Raw genomic sequence first — 21,936 nt, forward strand, 5'->3', positions numbered from 1 at the left:
TATGCTATGTGAGCCTCTGCTACGTAGTTATGTGAGCCTCTGCTACGCAGTATGGAGCCTCTGCTACGGAGCCTCTGCTACGGAGCCTCTGCTACGGAGCCTCTGCATGGAGCAGCGTATGAGTCGCTCTGAAGCGGACAGCACGCCCGACCCTGCTGTACGATTTGATGCGCCGTGTCGTAGCACGGTAATTCTTTGGACACCCCAAAGGGGCTGATTTCTATGGGCAGCGTCACCATTGGCATGATCAGCAGCTATGCTGACCTCCGTCCGCCGCCGTGGGACTGGCTGTGGCGGCAGAGTCCGCACCCCTTTGGGCAGTGGAAGGGAATTCAGGTGTTGGCGAATTGCCCCAATCCCGACGGGCTGCTGCTGTATAACTTCCACGACTTTCCCCGCGACGCAGCTGACGACGCTGCACCAGCAGGAAGATTTCGCTGGCCGTGGCGGAAGGCGCAGCCCAGCAATGCGGGGCAGGTCAGAGAATTTCAGCAGAAAGTGCGATCGCTCTCCCCCGAACAAATTCTGTTTTCCTGCCGGGAGCCGCCCTTTCCCGAAAAGCAACAGGCGCGAATCGACACCTATCGACGGGCGCAGCAGTGGTGTGGCGTGGTGTCTGGGCCCGACGACTTTGCACCCGTGTCGGAGCCTATGCCTGCTATCTGGTATGTGTCGCAGCCGTTTGACTATTTGCAAGCCGCGCCGCCGCCCGCAAAGCGCCGCCCCTGTAGCTGGATCACGTCGGGCATCGACCGCACAGCCAATCATCGCCATCGGCTAGATTTCCTGCGGCGGCTGCAAGCCAGCGACGTGCCCTTTGACCTGTACGGGCGGGGCTTGCCAGACTGGGCGCAGGTGAACCGGGGGCAGACCCGCACGTTTGGCCCGGTGGCGGATAAATGGCACGCGATCGCCCCTTACACCTACAACCTGGCGATTGAAAACTTTGCCGACAACGAGTGGTACGTGAGCGAGAAGCTGTGGGATGCCCTGCTAGCCTGGAGCTTGCCGATTTATTACGGCGGTGGCGCGGCGGATCGGCTGCTGCCCCCTGGCAGTTTTTTGCGGCTGCCCAGCCTGGATGAGCGTGGCATTGCCTACATCCGCGACATCACCGCCACGCCGGAAGCTTGGTACGCTGCAAAGGAGGCGATCGCCGAGGCGCGTCAGGTTATTCTGCATGAGTTGAACTTGTTAAACTGGCTGGCAGTGAGGATAGAAGCGCTGGGGATTCGGGCGTAAAGAGATTCGGGCATACAGAGAATCATATCGATGCTCGATTTTGGATTTGCGGTTTTGGAGCGCCAGTCAAGTGCCGGTCAAGTGCCAGTCAAGTGTCAGTCAAGTACCAGTCAGTCAAGTGCCAGTCAATCGTCTGTGGGGCTTCCAGTCATTTCATTCGTCGCTCCGCTTGGGGGAAACTGATATCAAGGGGCTGAATGGACGGCATTTATACGCTGGCGAATGATGTCGTGTGCAACCAACTGGTGGCGCTGCTGAACAGCATTGAGGTTCATGCGGGGCGCGAGATGCCCGTGGCGGTGATTGCCTACGACGACCGTCTGACGAATGTGCGGGCGGCGATCGCCCCTCGTCCCCAGGTGAGGCTGCTGGATGATCCGGCGCTGTTTGCCCCGTGGGAGGCGTTTTCGCGGCAGGTATGGCAGGCACACCCAACGGCGATCGCCACCTGGCGCAAGAAGGGGATTGCTGATGTCTATCGACTCACCTCCAACCGACGCTATGCGGCGTTTGATGGGCGTTCGCCATTCGACCGATTTCTTTATTTAGATGCCGATACGCTGCTGCTCAATTCACCCCAAATCTTCTTTGCAGCGCTCGATTCCCATGCACTCGTCACCTACGACTTTCAGCACAAAGATCCGTCTCACATTTTTGATGTGACTGCTTCAAAATTGTCGGAAGTGTTTAGCCCCGCTGAGATTCATCGCGCTATCTTTTGTGCAGGGTGCTTTGCGGGAAGACGGGGTGCATTTTCAGCAGAACAGCGCGACTGGCTCTTGCAGCACCTTGCCGCAGGAGAAGCAGAAATTCTCTATCCCAATGCGCCCAATCAGTCAGTTTTGAACTACATGACCATGCGGCTTGCTCAGCGTGAAGGCGCGTCGTTTTCAATTCATAACCTGGCATTGCATTTGCCTCCCGAACAGGCAACAGGAAATTCCGTCACCTCCAGCCATTTTGTTGAGCAGGCGGGCCGGGTTTACGATCGCGGACATCCGCTGACCTATTTGCATTACATTGGGCTATCTGCCGATCTGTTCAATCAACTTTGTAGCGGCAGAAATGTGGATTTTCCCTACCGAGAAACCTTCCTACACTATCGCTATTTGCATGAACCGGAAAAGCGTCCGAAGTTTCGTGGCAAGAGGGTTTTGGCAAAGCCTGGGGTCGTGAAACGAATCTTGAAAAAGCTGCGGCTAGCGTTTGGATAGAGAAGATGAGGAGTCTGAATTCGGTGGGCGGATGAATAAACCAAAGGAGCAAGATCAGGATCATCAGGATCAAATTTATATTTTGGGCAATGATCGCGTGCTGGATCAGGCGATCGCCCTGCTCAACAGCATTCGGCTCTATGATCCTGAAACGCCCGTCGTGCTGATTCCCTACAACGACAAATATAAGGAGGCGGCGGCGGTTTTGGGCGATCGCTTTGGAGTGACGCTGTTTCCCGATTTGACCATTTTGGAATGGCTGGATGCCACGATTGAGGAAATGTTTGGCAGCGATTTTTTTGCACGGCCGCAGCAGTTTCGCAAGCAGGCGGCATGGTTTGGAAAACCCGGTCGCTTTCTCTATATCGACACCGATATTGTGGTGTTTGAACGCATTATTGCGGTTTTAGAGTATTTGCAGACTTACGACTTTATCTGCTGCGACTATCAGCATCGCGGCGGCATTCAAAATGTGTTCACTCCGGCGATTCTAGAGGCTCCAGGGTTTAGCGAAAGCGTCCTGGCGGAAATCTTTAATTGTGGCTTTTGGGGCAGCAAAACCGGGTTGATTTCTGCCTCAGACTGGGAGGCTATCTTGGCAGAATGCGCGGCGCGTCCTGATTATTTCGACTTTAGCCAAAAAACGTCCGATCAGCCGATTATTAATTATCTAGTGCTAAAGCAAATTCCCAATCGGTTTAACCTGGTGCATCGACCCGGCGGCGCACCGGGAAGCTGGGCCGGCAGCAAGTTTCGCCAGCGGGATTGGCGACTGTTCGACCCGAATATGAATCAGCCGCTGCAATACCTTCACTGGGCTGGCTTTCGGCTCCAGCCGGGGTGTCCCTACTGGGCGCTGTGGCAGCACTACCGCGACTTGAATGACTGGAATGAGTCAAAACGGCGATCGCCCAGATCGCCCAAATTTCGGTTCCGCTTGCCCTGGCAATCCTAGCGGACGGTTTTGATGCTCTCGATGCGGCGCGAGAACAGATCGGTGAAAATGCTCAACACCGTGCGATCGCGCGTAATGATGTTAGCCGTTACCGCCATCCCCGACTGGAGCGGGATTTCTCTGCCATTCACCTTCAAGGTCTGGCTATCCAGCCGAATCTTGGCAGGAAACCGATAGAAGGGGTAAATCTGGTCTGGAGGCAGCGCATCTTCGCCGATATTCACCACTTCTCCCTTGATGTCGCCAAATTCGCTGAAGGGGAAGGAGTCGATTCGCACGTCTACAGGCAGACCCTCGCTGACAAAGCCAATGTCTTTGTTGGTGATGTAGACCTCAGCCAGCAGGTTATCTGTGGGCACGACTTTCAGGATCGGCTCGCTCGTATTAGCCACAAAGCCAATGCCCCGCGCCTTCAGGTCAAACACCACCCCATCAATGGGGGCGCGAAGCTCCTGATATTTCAGCGTGAGTTCGGTCTGGCTAAGCTGGCTGTTGATTTCGGCGATGCGGCGCTCGTTGTCTACGATCGCCCGGTTAATCTGGCTGTCAATATCCGCAATCCGCTTTTCGTTGTCGGCAACCCGGGCCAGCAGGTCGGTGCTGGTGGTGGCGACGGTGTTGGAAAGGCGCTGACGAGCCTGATCCACTGCTAAACTCAACCGCTGCTGTTCTAGCGTGAGCCGATTCACCTCTGCCCTGCGATCCATCATCTGCTGGCGCTGTCGCAGCATTTGAATCCGTGAGAGTGCCCCTTGTTCTGCAAGCGGCTCGATATCGCGCAAAATGCCTTCGTCGATGGCCAGCGTTTGGCGGGCGGTGGCAAGCTGCTCCTGGGTTTGGATTAACTGCTGCTGGAGCTGGGCCACTTCAAGCTGGGCGGCGGCGGCGCGGGACTGTGCCTCAAGCTGGTTTGCCGACAGGCGAATCCGCTCTTCGTCAGAAAAGCTGCCATTGCCGCCATAGACCTGCGCCCGAAAGAGCGCTGTCTCCGAGGCAAGGGCAGCGCGGTTGGTCAGCAGCGCCCGCATTTCGGGGGGAATGCTCTGGGGCTGGTTGGATGGCTCTAGAGAGATGCCGCTGAGGGCGCTGCGGTAGAACTGGTTTTCGGCTAAGTAGGAATCGCGCACCTGCTCCAACGAACGGCGCTGGGCGGCGGCGGCTGTTGGGTCAAAGCGGATGAGAACCTGTCCTTGCTGGACTCGTTCGCCTTCTTCTACCAAAATTTCCTGAACCACGCCGCCCACAGGAGCCTGAATCTCCTGAACGCGATCGCCCGGTTCTAGCTTGCCCGTCGCAGGCACCGCTTCCTCAATCCGCGCCACGGCCGCCCACAGCAGCACTGCCGAAGTCACGCCGATGATGCTGCCGACCACTAGCTTCGACCACAGCGAGGTCTGCTGCAAGATCACGGGCTGGTCAAACGCCTGGGCCCGTACCTGCTTTTGCGACGGCAACTGGGTTCCTGTTTCTTCGTCTGGGGATACCAGCACCAGTTCCGTCTCCTCCGGCTGAATCGGAGTCTTGGCAGAACCGTTGGCGGCTCTGTTTCCGTTATGTCTGGGGGAGGTCTGAGTCATGGGGTGGGGGAAAGGGGAGAAGGGGTGGGATGCAGGAGCGCTAGCAGTAAAGCTGGGAACTGGCTAGAACTGGCTATCTCTAAAGCTGCGCTTCCTGCTGCTGATAGAGGCAATAGTAGCGGCCGCGCATGGCCATCAGGTCTTCGTGGGTGCCCTGCTCCACAACAGAGCCTTGATCCATCATAAGAATTAGATCGGCGTGGCGGATGGTGCTGAGGCGGTGGGTGATGAAGAAGACGGTGCGGCCGCGAAAATGCTCCGCCAGGTTCATACAGACGCGACGCTCGGAGTCGTAGTCGAGGGCGCTGGTGGCTTCATCCATGATTAGCAGGCGCGGATTCTGCATGACCGTGCGGGCGATCGCAATCCGCTGGCGCTGACCGCCCGAAAGCGACGCACCCCGTTCGCCAACGCGGGTGTTATAGCCATTCGGCAAACCCATAATGAACTCATGGGCCGCCGCCACTTTGGCCGCTTCGATAATTTCCTCAGCGGAGGCATCCGGGGCATTCAGCGCGATGTTTTCCTGCACCGTGCCGTCAAACAGCAGCGTGTCCTGGGGCACAATGCCAATTTGCTGTCGCAGAGAATAGAGTTCTACCTTGGTAATGTCGTAGCCGTCAATCAGGATGCGCCCCGATTCCAGGTCATAGAGGCGAGGCAGCAGCTTCATCAGGGTACTCTTGCCGGAACCGCTCTGGCCGACAATGCCGACGAAGGAGCCGGGGGCAAATTCCAGGTTGATATTGCTGAGTTGGAGCGGGCCGGTCGTACCAAATCGGAAAGACACGTTTTCGTAAGCGACCTCGCCCTGGATCGGCGGCATGGGAATATTGAGCCTATCTAGCTCGTCGGCTTCAGGGGCGGAGTCCACGATGTCGCTGAGGCGCTCAATCGACAGGCCCACTTCCTGGAAGTTTTGCCAGAGTTGGGCTAGGCGCAAGAGGGGACTCGTCACATAGCCTGCGATGATGCGGAAGGCGATCAGTTGCCCCAGGCTAAGCTCCTGCTTTAGCACCAGATACGCGCCCACCCAGAGAACCAGCAAGCCCGAAAGCTGATTTAGGAAGTTGCTGAGGGAGCCTGCAAAGGTGGAAGTTTGCACCGTGGTGAATCCGGCGCTGACGTAGCGGGCGTAGCGCTGTTGCCACTGCCAGCGCGATCGCAGTTCCATGTTCTGCGCTTTCACGGTCTGGATGCCGCCCAGCACTTCCACCAGATAAGACTGGGTTTCGGCGTTGCGTTCCGCCTTGACCCGCAATTGGTTGCGGATAATCGGCGAAAAGATCACCGCCAGCGCAATGAAGAAAGGAATCGTCGCCAGCGCCACCAGCGTCAGCAGCGGGCTATAGAACAGCATGACGACGATGTAGACAACGGAGAAGAAGGCATCCAGCACCACCGTCAGCGCCGTGCCCGTCATAAAAGAGCGGATATTTTCCAGTTCGCCAATGCGGGTGGAGAGTTCGCCCACAGGACGCTTCTCGAAATACCGCAGCGGCAGCCGCAGCAGGTGATCGATAATTTGCGACCCCAGCGTCATGTCGATGCGGTTGGTGGTGTCTACGAACAGGTAGGTTCGCAGCGCCCCCAGCAGCGCCTCAAAGAATGCCAGCAGCAGCAGCAAAATGCCCAGCACTTGCAGCGTGTCGGGGCTGTTTTGCACGATCACCTTGTCGATGATCACCTGGATCATCAGCGGGTTGGCCAGGGCAAAAAGCTGCACAAAGAAGGAGGCGAGAAACACCAGCAGCAGCACACCGCGATATTTCGTCACCGAGGGCAAAAACCAACTGAGGTTAAAGCGCTTTTGCGGCGTTTGCTTGGTGGCCCGCAGCAGCAGCACGTCGCCCTGTTCGCCCCAGGTGGCGGCAAACTCCGACGGCTTGCGGCGCAGTAGCCCCAGTTCTGGGTCGGCGATCACCATCTCCCGTTCGCTGACGCTGTAGAGCAGCACGGGGCGATCTTGCCAGCGCACCATTGCGGGGGCTTCCAGGCGACCGACGGATTGGGCCGGTACGGTGACCAACTGGGCGCTGAGACCCATAAATTCGGCGATCGCCCCACACAGATCCAGCGGCAGCCCGCCCGTGCGCTCCATCTGGTTCACCAAAATGCGGCGCACCACATCGCGGCGGAAGGGCAGATTCAAGTGCTGGCAAAGCATCTGGAAGCAGGCCATCGTCGCTTCTAGCTGCCCCCGCCCGCGCACGATGGGGTATTCCTTTGCTTTGCCCTTGCTGTCGATGATGACGGGTTCCAGTTCCTCTGGGCGTTCGGGCGCGTAGGGAATATCGAGCGCTCCAAGGGTTGCGTCTGCCTGATTGGTGTCTTGCGGGGCTTCTGGGGCAGAACGGCGGAACAGAGATAGCGGAAAGCTGACCAGCCGCGCGGGTTTCTCGCCCGTCACCTCGATTTCGTCGAGTAGCCCCAGATTAAGCCGACTGCCGACAGGGTAGCCCGTAATTTCGCCGCTGCTGACCAGCCACAGGCGATCGCGCTGAAGCGAGTGCGTGGCAAAGGTTCCCGGCGGAATGCGGCGCACCTCTGCCTGAGATAGCCCTGCGTGGGTCAACGCCTTCAGATCCAGCGTGCCGTCGGCCTGGCGCGACAGTTCTTCCCCCAGCAGATCAAACACCTCAATCGGCGCAGCCTGGGCAGACAGGGCGCTGGCGACGGCTGGCTCTTTTTCCAGCAGATCTAGGAAGACGCGGGCTGGCAGCGTCAGGCAGATAGATTCCTCGGAGGCGATCGCCGTTTCGCAGGCCACGCCGCGCATCAGGCTGACCGCCCCCAAGACTGCGCCCGGTTGCAGTAGCCCCAGCGTGGTGGGCTTGTCGGTGCGGGGGTCATAGCCGAGCGATCGCGCCTGCCCTTCGTACAAAATCGTCACCTGGGCGGGCATTTTTTCGCGCACCAAAATTGCCTGCCCCATCTTGTAGCGGAAGGGCTGAACCTGTTCGAGTAGGCGAGCCAGAGCCGCGCTAGAAAGCTGGGTAAACGGAAAGACCGTTGCCAGAAATTCTTGAACCGTCTCTTTGGGAAGGTTTTGGGTAAACGTCATGATTCAACAATGGGGGCAACGGTGGGGGCAGCAGGCGGGGAAGACGATAACGTGGTTGGTTTTACGGCTTTCGGATCGGGCACACTCAGCAAAATCGAGGTCGGCACGAGCTGGGGTTGGGCAGCGGGGGGATGTCCGCCGTTGCCTTGTCCGCCTGCTGCGCCAGAGGGCGGCTTGGGCGCTCCGGGCTTGGCAGGTGGCTCTGCGGGTGTGCCAGGGGACGAGGAGGCTGGCGGCTGGGAGGATGCGTCTGCCGCAGGAGGCTCGCTGGGTTCGGCGGTGGGCAGGGATTCGGCAGCAAGTGCATCCGCCGATAGCGCATCCACCAGAGGACTCAGCGACACGTCATCCAACTGCTGCTGGAGCCACTGGCTAAAGGACTCGTTGAGCAGGCGACGGCGCATTTGCTCGTCCATCTGGGCAGGGATGAATTTTTCCAGACGAATGATCACAATCCACTCGCCGATGCGGTGGGGCGGCCAGAGTTGCCCTGGCTGGCTAATGGAGAGCATATGAGCCAGTTGGGGATGGGGCACACTTAGCTCCACCGGGCCAATCAGCCCGTCGGTCTGGGATTCGGGCCCTTGAGAATAGGTGCGGGCAAGTTCGGCGAAGCTCTGTTCGCCTTCCATAACGCGGAAGTAGATTTCTTGAGCGATGCCCATGTCCTGGGTGCGGATGAGCGAGTAGATGACTTTATCTAGCTTGCTCTTGCGCTCCAGGAAGTAGGATTCGAGCTTGGCTCCCCAGGTGGCTTCTTTGAACTTCTCGATGCGGAGCGATCGCGTGGCCAGGGCATCGAGCTGAGCTAGGGTCATGCCGTGTCGGTTCAGCCATTGCTGACGGGTGGCTTCGTCTACGATTTGGTGCTGGGCGTAGAACTGTTCGCGGGCCCCGATGAGTTCTTCTTCGGCGCAGGTGATGGGGGCGATCGCCTCATCAATCAACACTTCCTGCACCAACTGCGGCAGCATTTGATAGCCTGCCAGCAGCGACGGCAATTCCTCTGATGTGACCGACCGATTCCCAATCTGCAATACGTGTCCCATGCAAATCCATCCATCAACAGCGGAAAACCCTGATGCGTCATGGTTAACTATCAGGCGTTTGGTGTCTAGCTACGCATCCTTAGCCCCAGCCTAGTCATACACTTCCAGTCATACACCTCCAGTCATGCAATTCCAGGTTCATAATCCCAGTCACACAACCCCAACCTCGATTATGGGTTTCCAGAGTTGGAAATCAAAGGATAGTTACGAAAACTTTTAGCTTTGACCCATGAACCTTCGGTGAATCTCTGGACGAATATTTACGGATACAGCGCGTTGCTGGGCATAGCATTCCCAAATTTTGGACGGTTCTCTACTTTTTAGTATTCAGTCAGAAGATTTAGCCAGCAGGATGGTTGCTCGCAGGTTTTTTGCACGGTTTGTGCAGGGGACGGGCAAGCTGCTGAAGCATACAACCCCTTAAGCCAAACCGTTTAGGACTTATGCACTTGCGATAAGCTCTTTGGGTTTTGGACGATTTCGCTGGGGACGCAGCCCGCGAGAAATCGTCCAACTGCGTAAGTCCTACCGTTAGGCTGAATTATGCAAACTGCGACGCACACTATGCAAACTGCTGGGCATAGAACTGGGCATAGCGTCCGTCTTGCGCCAGGAGTTCTGTATGCGTGCCGGATTCCACCACGCGCCCCTGTTCTAGCACAAGGATGCGATCAGCGCGGCGGACGGTGGCCAGCCGATGGGCAATGATGAACACAGTGCGCCCCTGCATCAGCCGCTCCAGCGCTTCCTGCACCAGCGCTTCAGATTCGGAATCGAGGGCAGAGGTGGCTTCGTCTAGGATCAGAATGCGCGGGTTGAGCAGCACGGCCCGGGCGATCGCAATTCGCTGGCGCTGCCCGCCCGACAGGTTTACGCCGCGCTCACCCACCCACGAGTCATAGCCATCGGGAAATTGGGAGATAAAGGCGTGGGCGTTGGCGATTTTTGCGGCTTCGACCACTGCTTGCCGCTCGTAATTGGTCTGGCCAAAGGCGATGTTTTGGGCGATCGTGCCGGAAAACAGCACCGTTTCCTGGGGGACGATGCCGATCTGCCGCCGCAGGCTATACAGTGTTACGGTGCGGATATCCACGCCGTCGATCAAAATTTGCCCCTGCTGCGGGTCATAAAAGCGCGGCAGCAGGTTCACCAGCGTCGTTTTGCCTGCGCCGGAGGGGCCGACTAGGGCGATCGCCTCGCCAGGAAAGGCCAGCAGGCTGAGTTGGTGGAGGACGGGTGATGAAGCGAGAGCAGAATCCTGGTTCCCACCCCCTGACTGGAGATAGGCAAAGCTGACGTTGCGGTATTCCACTTTGCCTGTGACGGGCGGCAGCACGAGGGCGTTTGGGGCTTCGTAGACAGCGGGTTCCACGTCCAGCAGTTCAAAAATGCGATCGACCGAGGCTTGCCCCTGCTTGAACTCGTTGTAGTTGTCAGTGAGGTGGGCGATCGGGTCTACCAGCATCGCCACTGCAAAGACGTAGCTGCCAAACTGTTCGCCCGTCAGGTTGCCCTGCGAAATTTGCCAGCCCCCCAGCAGCAGCAGCAGCAGCACGCTGACGGCGTACATAAAGCCCACCACGGGATACTGCACTGCCTTGAGCCAGGCGGCGGCGTATTTTGCCCGACGGTTGCGCTCGGCTTCGCGGGCAAAGCGGCGAATTTCATAATCTTCGGCGGCAAAGGCCCGCACCAGGCGGATGCCGCTAAACACTTCCGTGAGCAGGGAAGATAGGTCGGAGACGAGGGCCTGGCTGCGGCGCGAAATCTTCAACATGCGATCGCCAAACCAGCTAATCAGCAGCCCCATCAGCGGTACCATCACCAAGCTGGCCAGGGTCAACTGCCAGTTGAGATACACCATGTAGCCAAACACGAAAACCAACTGCAAGACGCAGGGCGTAAAGTCGTGAAACACTTTGTTGACCACCTCGCCGATGCGGTCGATGTCTTCCGTGAGGCGATAGGACAGGTCGCCCGTCTGGGCCCGCTCAAAATATCCGAGGCTGAGGGTTTGCAGGTGGGCGTAGGTGCGGGTGCGGAGGTCGAGGGCGATCGCCAAGGCAGCCTTGGCCATCAGCGCATCCTGCCCATACTGGGCGATTTTTTGCACCAAAAACACGCCCGCCACGATGCCTGCCATTTGCGCCAGCGATCGCACGTCCCCCGCCACCAAAAAGCTCAGCAGCCGCCCCGCCAGCCATGCCAGCAGCGGCCATGCTGCCGTAAAGATTAGCGTGCAGCAAAACGCCCGAACCACAGTTCCCCAGTGGGGTTTGAGATAGGGCAGCAGTCGCCGATAGCCAGACCGAGAATCCAAAGTAAATCTAGCCAAGTCAATATTCCGAATATCCCAAATACGCCTGGGACTTATGCAGTTGGACAATTTCTTGTGGGCTGTGCCTGCGAGAAATTCTCCAAAATCTAAGGAGCTTGTCGCCAGTGCGTCAGTCCTGACTCCACTGAACCAGAAACCGGGGGCAGGAAGCAACGGCGTGGCGATAGAGGCGATCGCCCCAGGCTCATAGCAGCAAAAGGAAAAACGTTGGAGACTTTCGGAAGAGATGCTCTGAGGGCGATCGCCCCCCAGTTCCAGATCCACACATCAGGCAAATTACGGTTGACGAATGGCTGAATAGGCTGAGTTCTTCACATTTTCTTAGCCTATCAAGTCTGTCAATCATTCAGCGTAGCTCGAAGAATTTCCACATACACATCTACAGAGAACGCCTGCAAATCAGGCATTTCAGCCCTTCTCCAAGTTGCCTAGTAAGTTTCCTAGAGAGAGGCTCTAGTTGGAATACCTCTGCCAAAACTCGCAATTTATGCCGAAATCAAGCTGAAATGTAAAGAAAAAAGAACAAAGTCTCCTAGAATATACGGACATAGCTCTATTATGACCGGGTACTGGCAATATAAACTGTTTGAGTTGTTTCGAGAGCCTGCGATAGACGCAGGCCGCGAAAAAACAGAGGATTAAGCGCTCCTCTCTCGCATTTTCAGTTTCGCGTTTTCAAAAAATCAGGCAATCTACTGGCGATTCACGATCGAAAAGCAGCATGAGAAAACTAGAGCGAGTTCGCGAAAACTGCGCTCATACCAAGTTTGCTGTCTACCCAATGTCTGGTGTCGTAACCCCAGGGTTAAACGCAACAGACATCGTTCCCTCTGAGATTGACTTCAGTGATTGATCTCAGCGATTGACCTCAGCATTTGAGTCATGCTCTATTGACGTTTGTTTTTTGTTACCAGGGTTTAAAATTTCATGGCAATCGATCCTAATGTTTCTCCCGCAGGCGGTGCTCTGCCCAGCGGTGTCACCATCATTGGTGGTATCGTTCTCGACCTAATCGGCACTAACGGTCAGCGTGTGGTTGCACAGCTCGCCGCATCCGAACTGTACGAAGGTACAGTGACCACTAGCCAGCAACTCATCGGCACCCAGACCGGGCTAACCCCCACCTTTACCAATACGCTCGGCGGCGGGCTGAGCCGGGTTGCAGTCCGCATCACCCTGTTTGACGGTGATAATGCACCTGCTCCGCCACAAGACGATTTTGACTTTAATCAGAACTTCCTTTTGCTCAATGGATTTGAGATTGGCAACTGGAGCGACGTAGCAACCATTACTACAAATGGCTTGGGAACCCCTGTCAGTTCTCCTCGACCCGATATTGGCTTTGCGAACGAAGAACTCGACACGGGCTGGTTCCTAACCCAAGACCCAACGTTTTTAACGAATTTTTACAATTCCCTTATTTCCACGCAAACTGTTACCTACACCTTTGTAGATAACACTCCCGCCGAAAACTTCCTGAACTTCAAACAAGGACTAGATGGCAGCCTGATTGGTGGTGGTGGCGGTGGCCCCATCATCGATCCTGGCGGCGGCGGTAACGGTGGTGGCGGCAACGGCGGCGGCGGTAACGGCGGCGGCGGCAATGGCGGCGGCGGTAATGGCGGCGGCGGCAATGGCGGCGGCGGTAATGGCGGCGGCGGCAATGGCGGCGGCGGCAATGGCGGCGGCAATGGTGGTGGCCCTGGCGGCCCTGGGACGCTTCCTGGCGATGTGATTGTGGGGGATGGTCAAACGGGTAATTCAGCAATTCCGCTGAGATGCCGAAACGGCACGCCTGTCCCTTTCCTCACGCCTAGAGGACTGCGTCGCTTGCAGCCGCTGACGCTAACCGATGGGCCCAACACGCTGACGGTAGAACTGGTGTCTACACAGCCTGGCCGTCCTCGCAGTTGGCGAGCCGCAGCCGCAGGTTCCCCTGCAAGGGCCCGCAAGTTTAACCGGGCAGGCTACAGACCCGGCGGCGGTTTTGAGATGTTTGGTGGCGGGGGGAATGATGTATTGCAAGTGCGTCAGCGGCAGAACATCCTCCGCGGTCAACAGGGTAATGACATCCTGACGGGTGGCCCACGGCGAGATTTTCTGGTGGGCGGACGAGGCGACGACGTGATCAATGGCGGCGGCGGTAAGAACACGATTGTTGGCGGTGCAGGAAATGACACGCTCATCGGTGGCCCAGACCGCGATATGTTTGTCTATCGTCGGGTTAATCACGGAACGGATTTGATCCAAAACTATCAGCCAGGGGTTGACGTAATTGACCTGCGGCGCATCTTTGCTCGCGCTCCTTTCCAGGTTGCAGGACGCAGCAACTATCAGCGGCTCAACACGTTTGTTCGGTTGATCGAACGTGAGGGAAATACGCTGGTTCAAATTGATAGGAATGGCAAGCAAGCAGGTAAGTTCTTCAATACGCTGGCGGTTTTGGAAGGAATCGCCGTGAGCCAGCTTAGCTCCTGCGATTTTGTGGTGTAAGGGGCGATCGCCCCTTCATGCCCGCCTTTTCATTGTTCGTCTAGTCTTTCGTCTCTTGCGTTAGATGTTGACGGCGCGAATTCACTAAAACTGCTGCATAAACCCTGTGTGACGGGTTTGTGCAGCATTCTTTTGGGTGTAGGACTGATGCAGTTGGGCGATTTCTTCTGGGTGCAGCCCGCGAGAAATTGTCCAACTGCGTAAGTCCTAAATGTTTTTTGAGGTTGATGGCGATCGCCCTTGAACTTGCGCCGACCCCGTGCCTATAGTGGAAAGCATTTGACCCCTTCCTTCTTCGATGAGCAAGCGCCTTCCTGAAACCACCGCCTACGTTCGGATTACCCATCAATCCTGGCAGCAGGGCAAAATTGAGGGCGAGGTGCGGGCGAATGCCTACGAGTGGCAGTTCCAGTGGTGCTTTCGGCAGGGGCAACTGATTGTGCAGCCGTCGCTGGGGCGGGCGCTGATCAAAGACCCCCTGGAGCGCTTTTTGGAGCGCAGTGACTATCAGCTAGAACTGGGCGGCGACTATTCATTTACCATTCGGGCAGAAATTTGAAGCCTAGCCCGGCCGCGTCTAAACTGGCTCAGACAGGCGATCGAGGTAGCGCTCAATCAGCAAGATTGCCACAATATCGTCGATGGGACGTGGCGGCGTTCTCATTCCCTGGGGCAACAGGCGCTGGAGTCCCTTGGGTGGATACATTTGCCAGTAGCGATCGCGGGCTTCCAGCGTCGAGTAGCGTTCATCCACCATGACTACGCGGATTGGGTCGATGAGGGCTTCGCTCAGCGATTGTTTCCAATGGCGGGCGCTGGTTTGATCGCCCATGACCAGCAGCGAAATCGGGTATTGCTGGCGGAGCGCCTGAATGGTGGCGATCGCCTGCTCTGCTGCGACGACTTGATGCATAAACAGGTTGCGATCGACCCCCATCACCGCTAGCCCACACTTTTGCCGACCCGGATCGAACCCCAGAATGACGGGCTGCCCCAGGGCTTCAGTTGCAGAAGTGGAATAGGACATGGGCAAACGGCAGGGGTGAAAGGCAAACGGCAGCAGGGCGGTTTAGTCGGCAGCAGGGCGGTTTAGTTCGTTGGCGCGAAGGGCGATCGCTGCGGGGGCGGTGTGGTGTTGACTCTGCTGTCCGTGCTGAACAGGACCCGACCATTTTGTACGGCAGCCAGGTCGAGCCGGACAGGCCCAGCGGTGAAGATGGTTTCAGAAGCGATCGCGTGGAGTTCCACCGGGCGACCGTAGGCTCGAATATCTTGCAATAACCTAACCACAGCCTCGGTCTGTCCGTCCGCAATTTGCAGCACATCGCCCAGCACCCCAGCCTGTCGCGAGCGAAACTGAGCGTTGGCAATCAGGAGATTGACGCGCTGCACCAGTTCCTCGTCTCGCATCCGGGTGGGATCGAGCGCAATCGTGACTATCAAATCGCCCTCTCGAAACACCACCTGATTGGGCGCAGCGTTGACATACACCTGGATGCAAGCCTCGCCCGCCAAGACGCAGGGTTCGCCAATGATGTAATTGCCTGCCGACAAAATCCGCACGACATAATCTTTGCCGTCCTGGATTTGATTGATCAATTGCTCCACCTGGGCGTTGGTAATCTGAATCACCTGCTTGTCTACATTCACCGTGCCCGGTTGAATGCGCTGGCTAGCGAAGCGGTTGGCCTCTAGTAGGAGGCGATTGACGGCGCTGGGAGCAGCCTCTGGGGTGATCACGCGCACTACACCGGAGGCCATCGGCTGGTTTCTCAACACCGCCACGCTGCCCTGGCGCAGCCCTTGAAATTCGCGCTCCAGGGTTTGCACTTCTGCCAGTAGGGCGCTGCGCTGGGCTTCTAGGTCATCCAACTGCAATTCTTTTTCGCGGATTTGGGCAGTGCGTTCGGCAATCTGGCGATCGCGCTCGGCCACGTCTCGGTCGCGCTGGGCAAGCTGGCGCTGGCGATCGGCCTGGAGCTGCTGAATCTCGGCACGAAGCTGGGTGGCCTGCTGCGACACGTCTGTTAGCAAAGTCTGCGCCTGCTGATAGTTGGCAGCAACGCTGCTGAGCTGCGACTGGGTGCTTTGCAATTCCTCACGGGTGCGGGTTTCCTGGGCGATCGCCGCTTGCAAGGACTCGTTAGTGCGGCGCAGACGACGCTGGGCGGCTTGTTGTTCTCGTTCAGCGCGATCGCGCTGTCGCTGCACTTCGGCGGTTTGCTGCTGCGCTTGGTTGAGTTCTGCCAGCGCTGCGTCTCGCTCCTGCTGCACGTCTTCTAGCTCAAATACACCCGTCCGCAACTGGTCATCCACGGCAAACAAAATGCCGAAGGTCATCGCCGAGATGAGAATCCCCGTCATCACGGTGATCAGCGTGGCGGTTTGGCGGGGACGCAGGCCAAACAAACTGAGGCGAGCCTTGCCCACCTTCATCCCAAGGCGATCGCCCACCGTGGCCACCACAGCCCCCAGCACCAAAATTGCCGCAATCAAGACCAGCCCGGTGGTCATCGCCGATAAAACTCACACTCAGCTACACCATACTGCAATTGTGCCGTTGAACGGCGTAGCTCGCAGTCGCCCGGATACCGCAACACCGCAAAAATGCTCCGACAGGCTCAGCCCAGATGGATAGTCGCCCCACGCGGCTAGCCGTTGCCCCTGCCCCCTGTTTCGCAAGCACCCCAGAGTGAGGCGATTTCCCTTAGCCCTACCCCCTGATTTGTGCTTTTAGGTAAACTGCTGGCTCAGCGCTACGGGGTTGTAGACCGTGATCTTTTTCTTATGAATGGAGATCATCCGATCCTGGCGCAGATCGCCCAGCAGTCGCGTCACCGTCACGCGGGTCGAGCCAATTGCTTCGGCGATCGCCTGATGAGACAGCTTCAGGTCGATGGTGATACCTTCAGACGTGGGGACACCAAAATCGCGGCACAAAATCAGCAAAAAGCTGACCAAACGCGACCCCATATCTCGGTGGGCCAATGTTTCAATCATCATTTCGGTTTGCAGAATCCGCGACGACAGCCCCTTCAGCATCAGCATCGACAGGTCGGGATTTTCCTTCAGCGCCTTTTCGACTTGCTCAATCGGCACCGACAGCAACTCCACCGGGGTAAACGCCACGGAATGATAGAATCGGTCTGCCTTCTGCCCCGTAATCAGCGACAGCACGCCAAACACGCTATTCTCTCTTAGCAGCGCCACGGTGATTTCTTCGCCCGCCTCATAGACTCGCGACAGCTTCACCGCGCCCTTGAGCAAGAAATAAACTCGCTCAGCCGGATCGCCCGGAAAGAAAATAGTCTTTCCCCGGTCAAAGGTTTCTACCATCGGCGGAAACGCACCGCCGCTCAATTGGCGAAACACATCTGCTAAAGGCTTTTCATGTGAGGCAACCATACCGTTCGATTCCCAGTGCCCTCAGGGAGCGAATATGACCGAAATATGACCGAAATATGACCGAAATATGACCGAGACAGGACTGACAGGAATTACGCACTTGCGATAAGTTTTCTGGGTTTTGAACGATTTCTCGTGGGCTGCGCCCGCGAGAAATCGTCCAACTGCGTAAGTCCTAGCTGAAACAAAAGATGAAAGCAAGACCCAGATTTTGCCGAAGAGGCGAAAAACCGGGATAAATGCAGTCTTAGAACACTTAAACTAAGTTTGGGGCCGCTTTTTGTATCTAAAAACACGCTTCCATAGGAAGAATGATCGTTTCGATACCAATTTCTGCGTTTGCTCTATCGGTAGACCCGGCTAAGAGAACCCCGACTCTGTTCTGGAAACTGGGCAATTTTCTGGTAAACCGAGCGATCGCCCTCAATCCTGCGTTCCAGACAGCATATCGCAATTGTATCTAACAGATACAATTTAGGAAAAAATTTTCCCGTCTCGCCCTCATCTCTTGTCATCTTCTCTTCCCTCGCTTTACCCCACCCTCCCCTATCCGTCCTGCCCCGTTTTTGAGTATTTTGTGAATTGCCCTCGAAATTTGGATGCCGTTACCCATGCTTGACCTCACCGGAAAAAATGCGCTCGTCACAGGCATTGCCAACAATCGCTCAATTGCCTGGGGCATCGCCCAACAGCTTCACAAAGCTGGGGCAAACCTGGGCATCACCTACCTGCCCGACGACAAAGGCAAGCTAGAGAAGAAAGTGGCGGAATTGGTTGAGCCGCTCCAGCCCAGCCTGTTTGTGCCCTGCGATGTGCAAAATGATGAGCAAGTCGAAGCGGCGTTTGCCACCGTGCGCGAAAAGTGGGGGCGGCTGGACGTGCTGATCCACTGTCTTGCCTTTGCCAATCGCGACGATCTCAGCGGCGACTTCAGCAATGTTTCCCGCGAGGGCTTTAACCTGGCGCTGGACGTGAGCGCCTACTCGCTGGTGCAGCTTTGCCGCGCTGCCAAGCCGCTGATGACTGAGGGCGGCTCGGTGGTGACGCTGACCTACCTGGGCGGTGTGCGCGTCGTGCCAAACTACAACGTCATGGGCATTGCCAAAGCTGCGCTGGAAATGAACGTGAAGTATCTGGCGGCGGAACTGGGCCCGCAAAACATTCGAGTCAATGCCATCTCCGCCGGGCCGATTCGGACGCTGGCTTCCTCCGCTGTCGGCGGCATTTTGGACATGATTCACCATGTTGAAGAGGTCGCCCCTCTGCGCCGCACCGTGACTCAGACCGAAGTGGGCAACGCGGCGGCGTTTTTGTGTAGCGACCTGTCTACGGGCATCACGGGTCAAGTGCTGTACGTGGACGCGGGCTACGAGATTATGGGAATGTGAGGACTGGGGTTTGTTTTGACGGTATTTTTTGACGGTATTTTTGGAGGTCGGCTCTTGGGGTGCGCCGTGCAGCACAATCAACCCATCTTGCGAACGCGATTGCCAGAAGCCTTGTAGACGCTTGTAGCAATCCAAAATCGCCAATCCAAAATCAAGCATGATAGCCCGTCTTTAGTTCTCCTCAAAGGCGATCGCCACGGGAATCGGTGCAGCATCGGGCACTGCATCGGGGTCAAAGATGGGCGGGTTGCCGTTGCGAGTTTTGGTGAGCCGCTGGAGGTGGCTGAAGACTTTTCGGGCGTTGGTTTCGTTGCCCTGCTGGGCGAAGAGTTCTAGGGCTTGCTGCAAGTCGGCGATCGCCCCAGCGGGGTTGCCGGAACGAGCCAGCCCCCGGTAGTAGTAGGGCGTGGGCACATCGGGCGCAAGCTGGATGGCGGCGGCGTAGTCGCGAAACGCGGACTTGATTTCGCCCAGTTTTTGCGCGGCCAGCCCCCGGAAAAAGTAGATCATGGCGCAGTTGGGCTGGATCGTCAGAGCATTGGTAAAGTCGGCGATCGCCCCGATCAGGTCGCCCTGCTCCGAACGCAGATAGCCCCGGTTGCAGTGGGCATCCATTTGGTTGCGGTCTAGCTGGAGGGCGGTGCTAAAGTCGGCGATCGCCTGCTGCCGCTCTCCCAAGTCGTCATGACACAGCCCCCGCAGATTCCATGCCAGCGCCTGATCTGGGCGGATGCGTAAGATTTGCTCTACGTCGCTGAGGGCCCCCTGCGGGTCGCCTAGTTCATAGCGCGTCATGGCCCGGTTCCAGTGAGATTGCACATCAGTTGGGTGCAGCACTGGGTTTTCAAACCGCTGCGTCAACTGCTGCACAGTGGCGGGGTCGCTCGTCCGCAGTTTGAGTTCCAGCCGGGGAATGCCTAGATCGTCCACCAGCGACTCGTCCAGCCCCAGCACGGCGTAGCGGTCGTCCGACACGAGGAAGTTTTCCCGCGTTCCCAAAATCTTGAACTGAAACTGGTTGGGAAACTGCCGCTTGAGTTCCAGCAGGTTTTGCAGCGTTTCTTGCAGGCTACGGGCTTGCTCAGACGGGGCATGCCACCGCTGCACCATTGCGCTAAGGAAGCGGGGCAAATCCTGGTCAGCGCTGTAGCACCAGCCAATTGCCAACTGCCGACCCTGGGACAAAAACTCATGCAGGCGACGCACCATCGGGCGATCGATGGGGCACTGGCTCGACCAGGGCAACGTCACCAGCAGGCGATCGCCCGTGGTATCTAGCGCTTGCTCTAGCACCAGACGGCTGCTGGGCACATCGAGCAGCGCCGCCGCCGTGAACTCGTCATACAGCGCCGGATGCAGGGCTGTGGCAGCCTCGACTTCGGCGGGCGGGCCGCCGCGAAAATCCAGGACAAACTCGTAGCGCGGCCCCGTTGGATAGGTGCGGAGGTGCTGGTTTAGCTCTTGCAGCACGCCCAGCACCGTTGCCTCGACCTGCATCTGGAAGGTGCCGCCTGTGGGGAGCGATCGCAACTGCTGGCTGATGCGCTGTAGCTCTTGCCGCAGCATCGCTTCAACTTGAGCTTCAAATAGCGCTTCGGCGGTTTCGGTCGAGTCGGTCGAGTCGGCCGGGTCGGCGCTGGGAGCCAAGGCAAGGGGGCGATCGCCCGTCTCCCCACGAGTTTCAGCCATCAGATCTTGCAACTGCTGGCTGATGATCTGAAGTTCCGCTTGCAGCGCCCGCTCGATCTGCATTTGAAATTCCTGCTGCTGCTGCAAGGCGCTGACCTGCCCTACGAGGCCGCTGAAATCTCGCTGGGGAACCAGATCGCCTACCACTCGCAGCAACCGGGCAATTTCCCGCCGCAAAGAGGTGGGGTCAAAGGGCGGCGGCAGATTTTCTACCTGCTGGCTCAAGGAATTGACCTGCTGCTGGAGCGAGTGCAGCGTTTCGCGGCTAGGCTGGTCGCGCAGTTGTTGGGTCAGGTCTTGCACCTTGCGCCGCAGCAGTTCCTCTGCCCGCGCCTGCGAGTCCTGCTGTTCATGAAGTGACTGCATCTCGGTCACCAGCGCTGTCCAGTCGCGCCGGGGAACCAGATCAGACACCACGCGAATCAGTTCCGACACATCCTGGCGCAGCGTGCTGGCATCGAAGGGCGGCGGCAGGGCTTGAAGCTGGCGATTCAGCCGAGTAATCTGCTCTTGCAGCGTGTTGAGGGCAGGGCGCGTCTGGTCGCTGAAGACTTGCAGGCTGGTTTGCAGATGGGCCGTGTCAGAGCGAATCTGGGCGATCGCCGTCTCCAACTCTTCCACCTGGCGGGAACTCGACAGGTCGTGCAGCCGCTCGGTGATATGTACCATGTCGTCGCAAAGCTGGCTATATTGGTCGCGCAGCCGCCGCACCTCGCCGCGCACGCTGCCCAGATCGCCCGCCTCCAGCGCATCCAGCCGAATTTGCAGATCTTGCTGCAAGGTTTTTAGGTCAGCCGCAAAGGCCTCCGACGCTTCCCGGCTTTTCACCAGCATGGACTTTTTCAAACTGCCCATCATCTCCGGCGTGGGCAGCGATCCAATCTGCTGATTCAGCAACTCCACATGCATCGAGAGGCGCTTTTCAATTTCGTCGATGGCAACGCCGACCTGATTTTGCATGGATTGCTCGAATCGGCTGCGGTTAGCCAGGTTGAGCAATACCAGCAGCGAAATGGGTGCGGAGGTGTAGACCAGTTGCGACGTAGTGAAAGAGGCGACGGAACCCACGCCCAAGCCCACCAGCGATGCATACTCCGCCAGATCCAGCCAGTGATATTGTTTACTCACGCTTTGCCCCTCAATGCTGTGAAATCTTGCCAGGAAATCCTGCCAGAAAATCCTGCCAGAAAATCCTGCCAGACAATCTTGCCAATTTAGGGCGATCGCCCTTCAGCTAAACTGTCGTGATCAGCCGCGATCAGCCGTCACAAGGCGAATCGTCCCAAAACAGTGTGTAATATTTTCCTTCTTCCGCTGTGGGTCGCTGGGATCAGGAAACCTGACACACCTTGAAGCAATTTAGGGGTTCGCGTTAGGGATTCGCGAGTCTTGAGGTGCTGGAACTGGTGGAGGGGTGAGAGGGGCGCGATTCTGTTGAATGCCACCTCTCGACAAGGCATGTGGTAAACCGATTTTCCTCAATTCCTGCTTGCCTGAATTCCTGCTTGCCTGAATTCCTGCT

The 21,936-nt window shown here is 57.4% G+C and carries 14 protein-coding genes; 6 read left to right on the forward strand and 8 right to left on the reverse strand.

Going from position 1 to position 21,936, the window contains the following annotated elements; genetic code table 11:
• Positions 1-222 precede the first annotated feature (222 nt).
• From HNI00_RS02325 to HNI00_RS02335, 3 genes are all read left to right on the forward strand, one after another.
• Complete coding sequence (locus HNI00_RS02325; protein WP_420156282.1) at positions 223-1,242, forward strand: glycosyltransferase family 10 domain-containing protein; 1,020 nt, start codon at positions 223-225, stop codon at positions 1,240-1,242.
• A gap of 197 nt (positions 1,243-1,439) precedes the next feature.
• Positions 1,440-2,456: an Npun_R2821/Npun_R2822 family protein gene (locus HNI00_RS02330; protein ID WP_316790321.1), complete on the forward strand. Its 1,017-nt coding sequence runs from the start codon at positions 1,440-1,442 to the stop codon at positions 2,454-2,456.
• Positions 2,457-2,487: 31 nt separating this feature from the next.
• Positions 2,488-3,411, forward strand: a complete 924-nt coding sequence (locus HNI00_RS02335) for an Npun_R2821/Npun_R2822 family protein (protein WP_316790323.1) — start codon at positions 2,488-2,490, stop codon at positions 3,409-3,411.
• Here HNI00_RS02335 and HNI00_RS02340 read toward each other — a convergent pair.
• The 4 genes from HNI00_RS02340 to HNI00_RS02355 all read right to left on the reverse strand — a co-directional run bounded on the left by HNI00_RS02340 (position 3,408) and on the right by HNI00_RS02355 (position 11,421).
• Positions 3,408-4,988, reverse strand: a complete 1,581-nt coding sequence (locus HNI00_RS02340) for a beta-barrel domain-containing protein (protein WP_316790325.1) — start codon at positions 4,986-4,988, stop codon at positions 3,408-3,410. The genes HNI00_RS02335 and HNI00_RS02340 overlap by 4 nt on opposite strands.
• Before the next feature lie 79 nt (positions 4,989-5,067).
• Positions 5,068-8,052, reverse strand: a complete 2,985-nt coding sequence (locus HNI00_RS02345) for a type I secretion system permease/ATPase (RefSeq protein WP_316790327.1) — start codon at positions 8,050-8,052, stop codon at positions 5,068-5,070.
• Positions 8,049-9,101, reverse strand: a complete 1,053-nt coding sequence (locus HNI00_RS02350; protein WP_316790329.1) for a peptidylprolyl isomerase — start codon at positions 9,099-9,101, stop codon at positions 8,049-8,051. The genes HNI00_RS02345 and HNI00_RS02350 overlap by 4 nt, the downstream gene beginning before the upstream one ends.
• A 562-nt stretch (positions 9,102-9,663) precedes the next feature.
• Positions 9,664-11,421: an ABC transporter ATP-binding protein gene (locus HNI00_RS02355; RefSeq protein WP_316790331.1), complete on the reverse strand. Its 1,758-nt coding sequence runs from the start codon at positions 11,419-11,421 to the stop codon at positions 9,664-9,666.
• 945 nt (positions 11,422-12,366) lie between these two features.
• Between HNI00_RS02355 and HNI00_RS02360 the strand changes: the two genes are divergently transcribed.
• Entirely contained in the window at positions 12,367-13,932 is a 1,566-nt protein-coding gene (locus tag HNI00_RS02360; protein ID WP_316790333.1) for a calcium-binding protein, read from the forward strand.
• A gap of 298 nt (positions 13,933-14,230) precedes the next feature.
• A complete protein-coding gene (locus HNI00_RS02365; RefSeq protein ID WP_068508581.1) occupies positions 14,231-14,491 on the forward strand; it encodes a DUF3146 family protein in 261 nt (86 codons plus the stop codon).
• A gap of 18 nt (positions 14,492-14,509) precedes the next feature.
• On the opposite strand, the gene HNI00_RS02370 is transcribed toward HNI00_RS02365, so the two are convergent.
• The 3 genes from HNI00_RS02370 to ntcA form a co-directional block, all read right to left on the reverse strand.
• Positions 14,510-14,959, reverse strand: a complete 450-nt coding sequence (locus HNI00_RS02370) for a pre-16S rRNA-processing nuclease YqgF (RefSeq protein ID WP_316790336.1) — start codon at positions 14,957-14,959, stop codon at positions 14,510-14,512.
• Positions 14,960-15,021: 62 nt separating this feature from the next.
• On the reverse strand, positions 15,022-16,446 hold the full coding sequence (locus tag HNI00_RS02375) for a DUF3084 domain-containing protein (protein ID WP_316790338.1): 1,425 nt from the start codon (positions 16,444-16,446) through the stop codon (positions 15,022-15,024).
• 219 nt (positions 16,447-16,665) lie between these two features.
• Positions 16,666-17,337, reverse strand: a complete 672-nt coding sequence (gene ntcA, locus HNI00_RS02380) for a global nitrogen regulator NtcA (RefSeq protein ID WP_172353241.1) — start codon at positions 17,335-17,337, stop codon at positions 16,666-16,668.
• 611 nt (positions 17,338-17,948) lie between these two features.
• On the opposite strand from ntcA, the gene fabI reads away from it, so the two are divergent.
• Entirely contained in the window at positions 17,949-18,725 is a 777-nt protein-coding gene (gene fabI, locus HNI00_RS02385) for an enoyl-ACP reductase FabI (protein ID WP_316790341.1), read from the forward strand.
• A 171-nt stretch (positions 18,726-18,896) separates the two neighbouring features.
• Here the strand turns inward: fabI and HNI00_RS02390 are convergent, their stop codons facing one another.
• On the reverse strand, positions 18,897-21,542 hold the full coding sequence (locus HNI00_RS02390; protein WP_316790344.1) for a tetratricopeptide repeat protein: 2,646 nt from the start codon (positions 21,540-21,542) through the stop codon (positions 18,897-18,899).
• Positions 21,543-21,936: the final 394 nt, after the last annotated feature.

The organism is Thermoleptolyngbya oregonensis NK1-22 (assembly GCF_032705245.1).
GTDB lineage: Bacteria > Cyanobacteriota > Cyanobacteriia > Elainellales > Elainellaceae > Thermoleptolyngbya > Thermoleptolyngbya sichuanensis.

Excerpts from the sequence above, each read along its gene's own strand:
- HNI00_RS02325 (WP_420156282.1), top strand. The coding sequence starts at position 223 with ATGGGCAGCGTCACCATTGGCATGATCAGCAGCTATGCTGACCTCCGT.
- HNI00_RS02330 (WP_316790321.1), top strand. The coding sequence starts at position 1,440 with ATGGACGGCATTTATACGCTGGCGAATGATGTCGTGTGCAACCAACTG.
- HNI00_RS02335 (WP_316790323.1), top strand. The coding sequence starts at position 2,488 with ATGAATAAACCAAAGGAGCAAGATCAGGATCATCAGGATCAAATTTAT.
- HNI00_RS02340 (WP_316790325.1), bottom strand. The coding sequence starts at position 4,988 with ATGACTCAGACCTCCCCCAGACATAACGGAAACAGAGCCGCCAACGGT.
- HNI00_RS02345 (WP_316790327.1), bottom strand. The coding sequence starts at position 8,052 with ATGACGTTTACCCAAAACCTTCCCAAAGAGACGGTTCAAGAATTTCTG.
- HNI00_RS02350 (WP_316790329.1), bottom strand. The coding sequence starts at position 9,101 with ATGGGACACGTATTGCAGATTGGGAATCGGTCGGTCACATCAGAGGAA.
- HNI00_RS02360 (WP_316790333.1), top strand. The coding sequence starts at position 12,367 with ATGGCAATCGATCCTAATGTTTCTCCCGCAGGCGGTGCTCTGCCCAGC.
- HNI00_RS02365 (WP_068508581.1), top strand. The coding sequence starts at position 14,231 with ATGAGCAAGCGCCTTCCTGAAACCACCGCCTACGTTCGGATTACCCAT.
- HNI00_RS02370 (WP_316790336.1), bottom strand. The coding sequence starts at position 14,959 with ATGTCCTATTCCACTTCTGCAACTGAAGCCCTGGGGCAGCCCGTCATT.
- HNI00_RS02375 (WP_316790338.1), bottom strand. The coding sequence starts at position 16,446 with ATGACCACCGGGCTGGTCTTGATTGCGGCAATTTTGGTGCTGGGGGCT.
- ntcA (WP_172353241.1), bottom strand. The coding sequence starts at position 17,337 with ATGGTTGCCTCACATGAAAAGCCTTTAGCAGATGTGTTTCGCCAATTG.
- fabI (WP_316790341.1), top strand. The coding sequence starts at position 17,949 with ATGCTTGACCTCACCGGAAAAAATGCGCTCGTCACAGGCATTGCCAAC.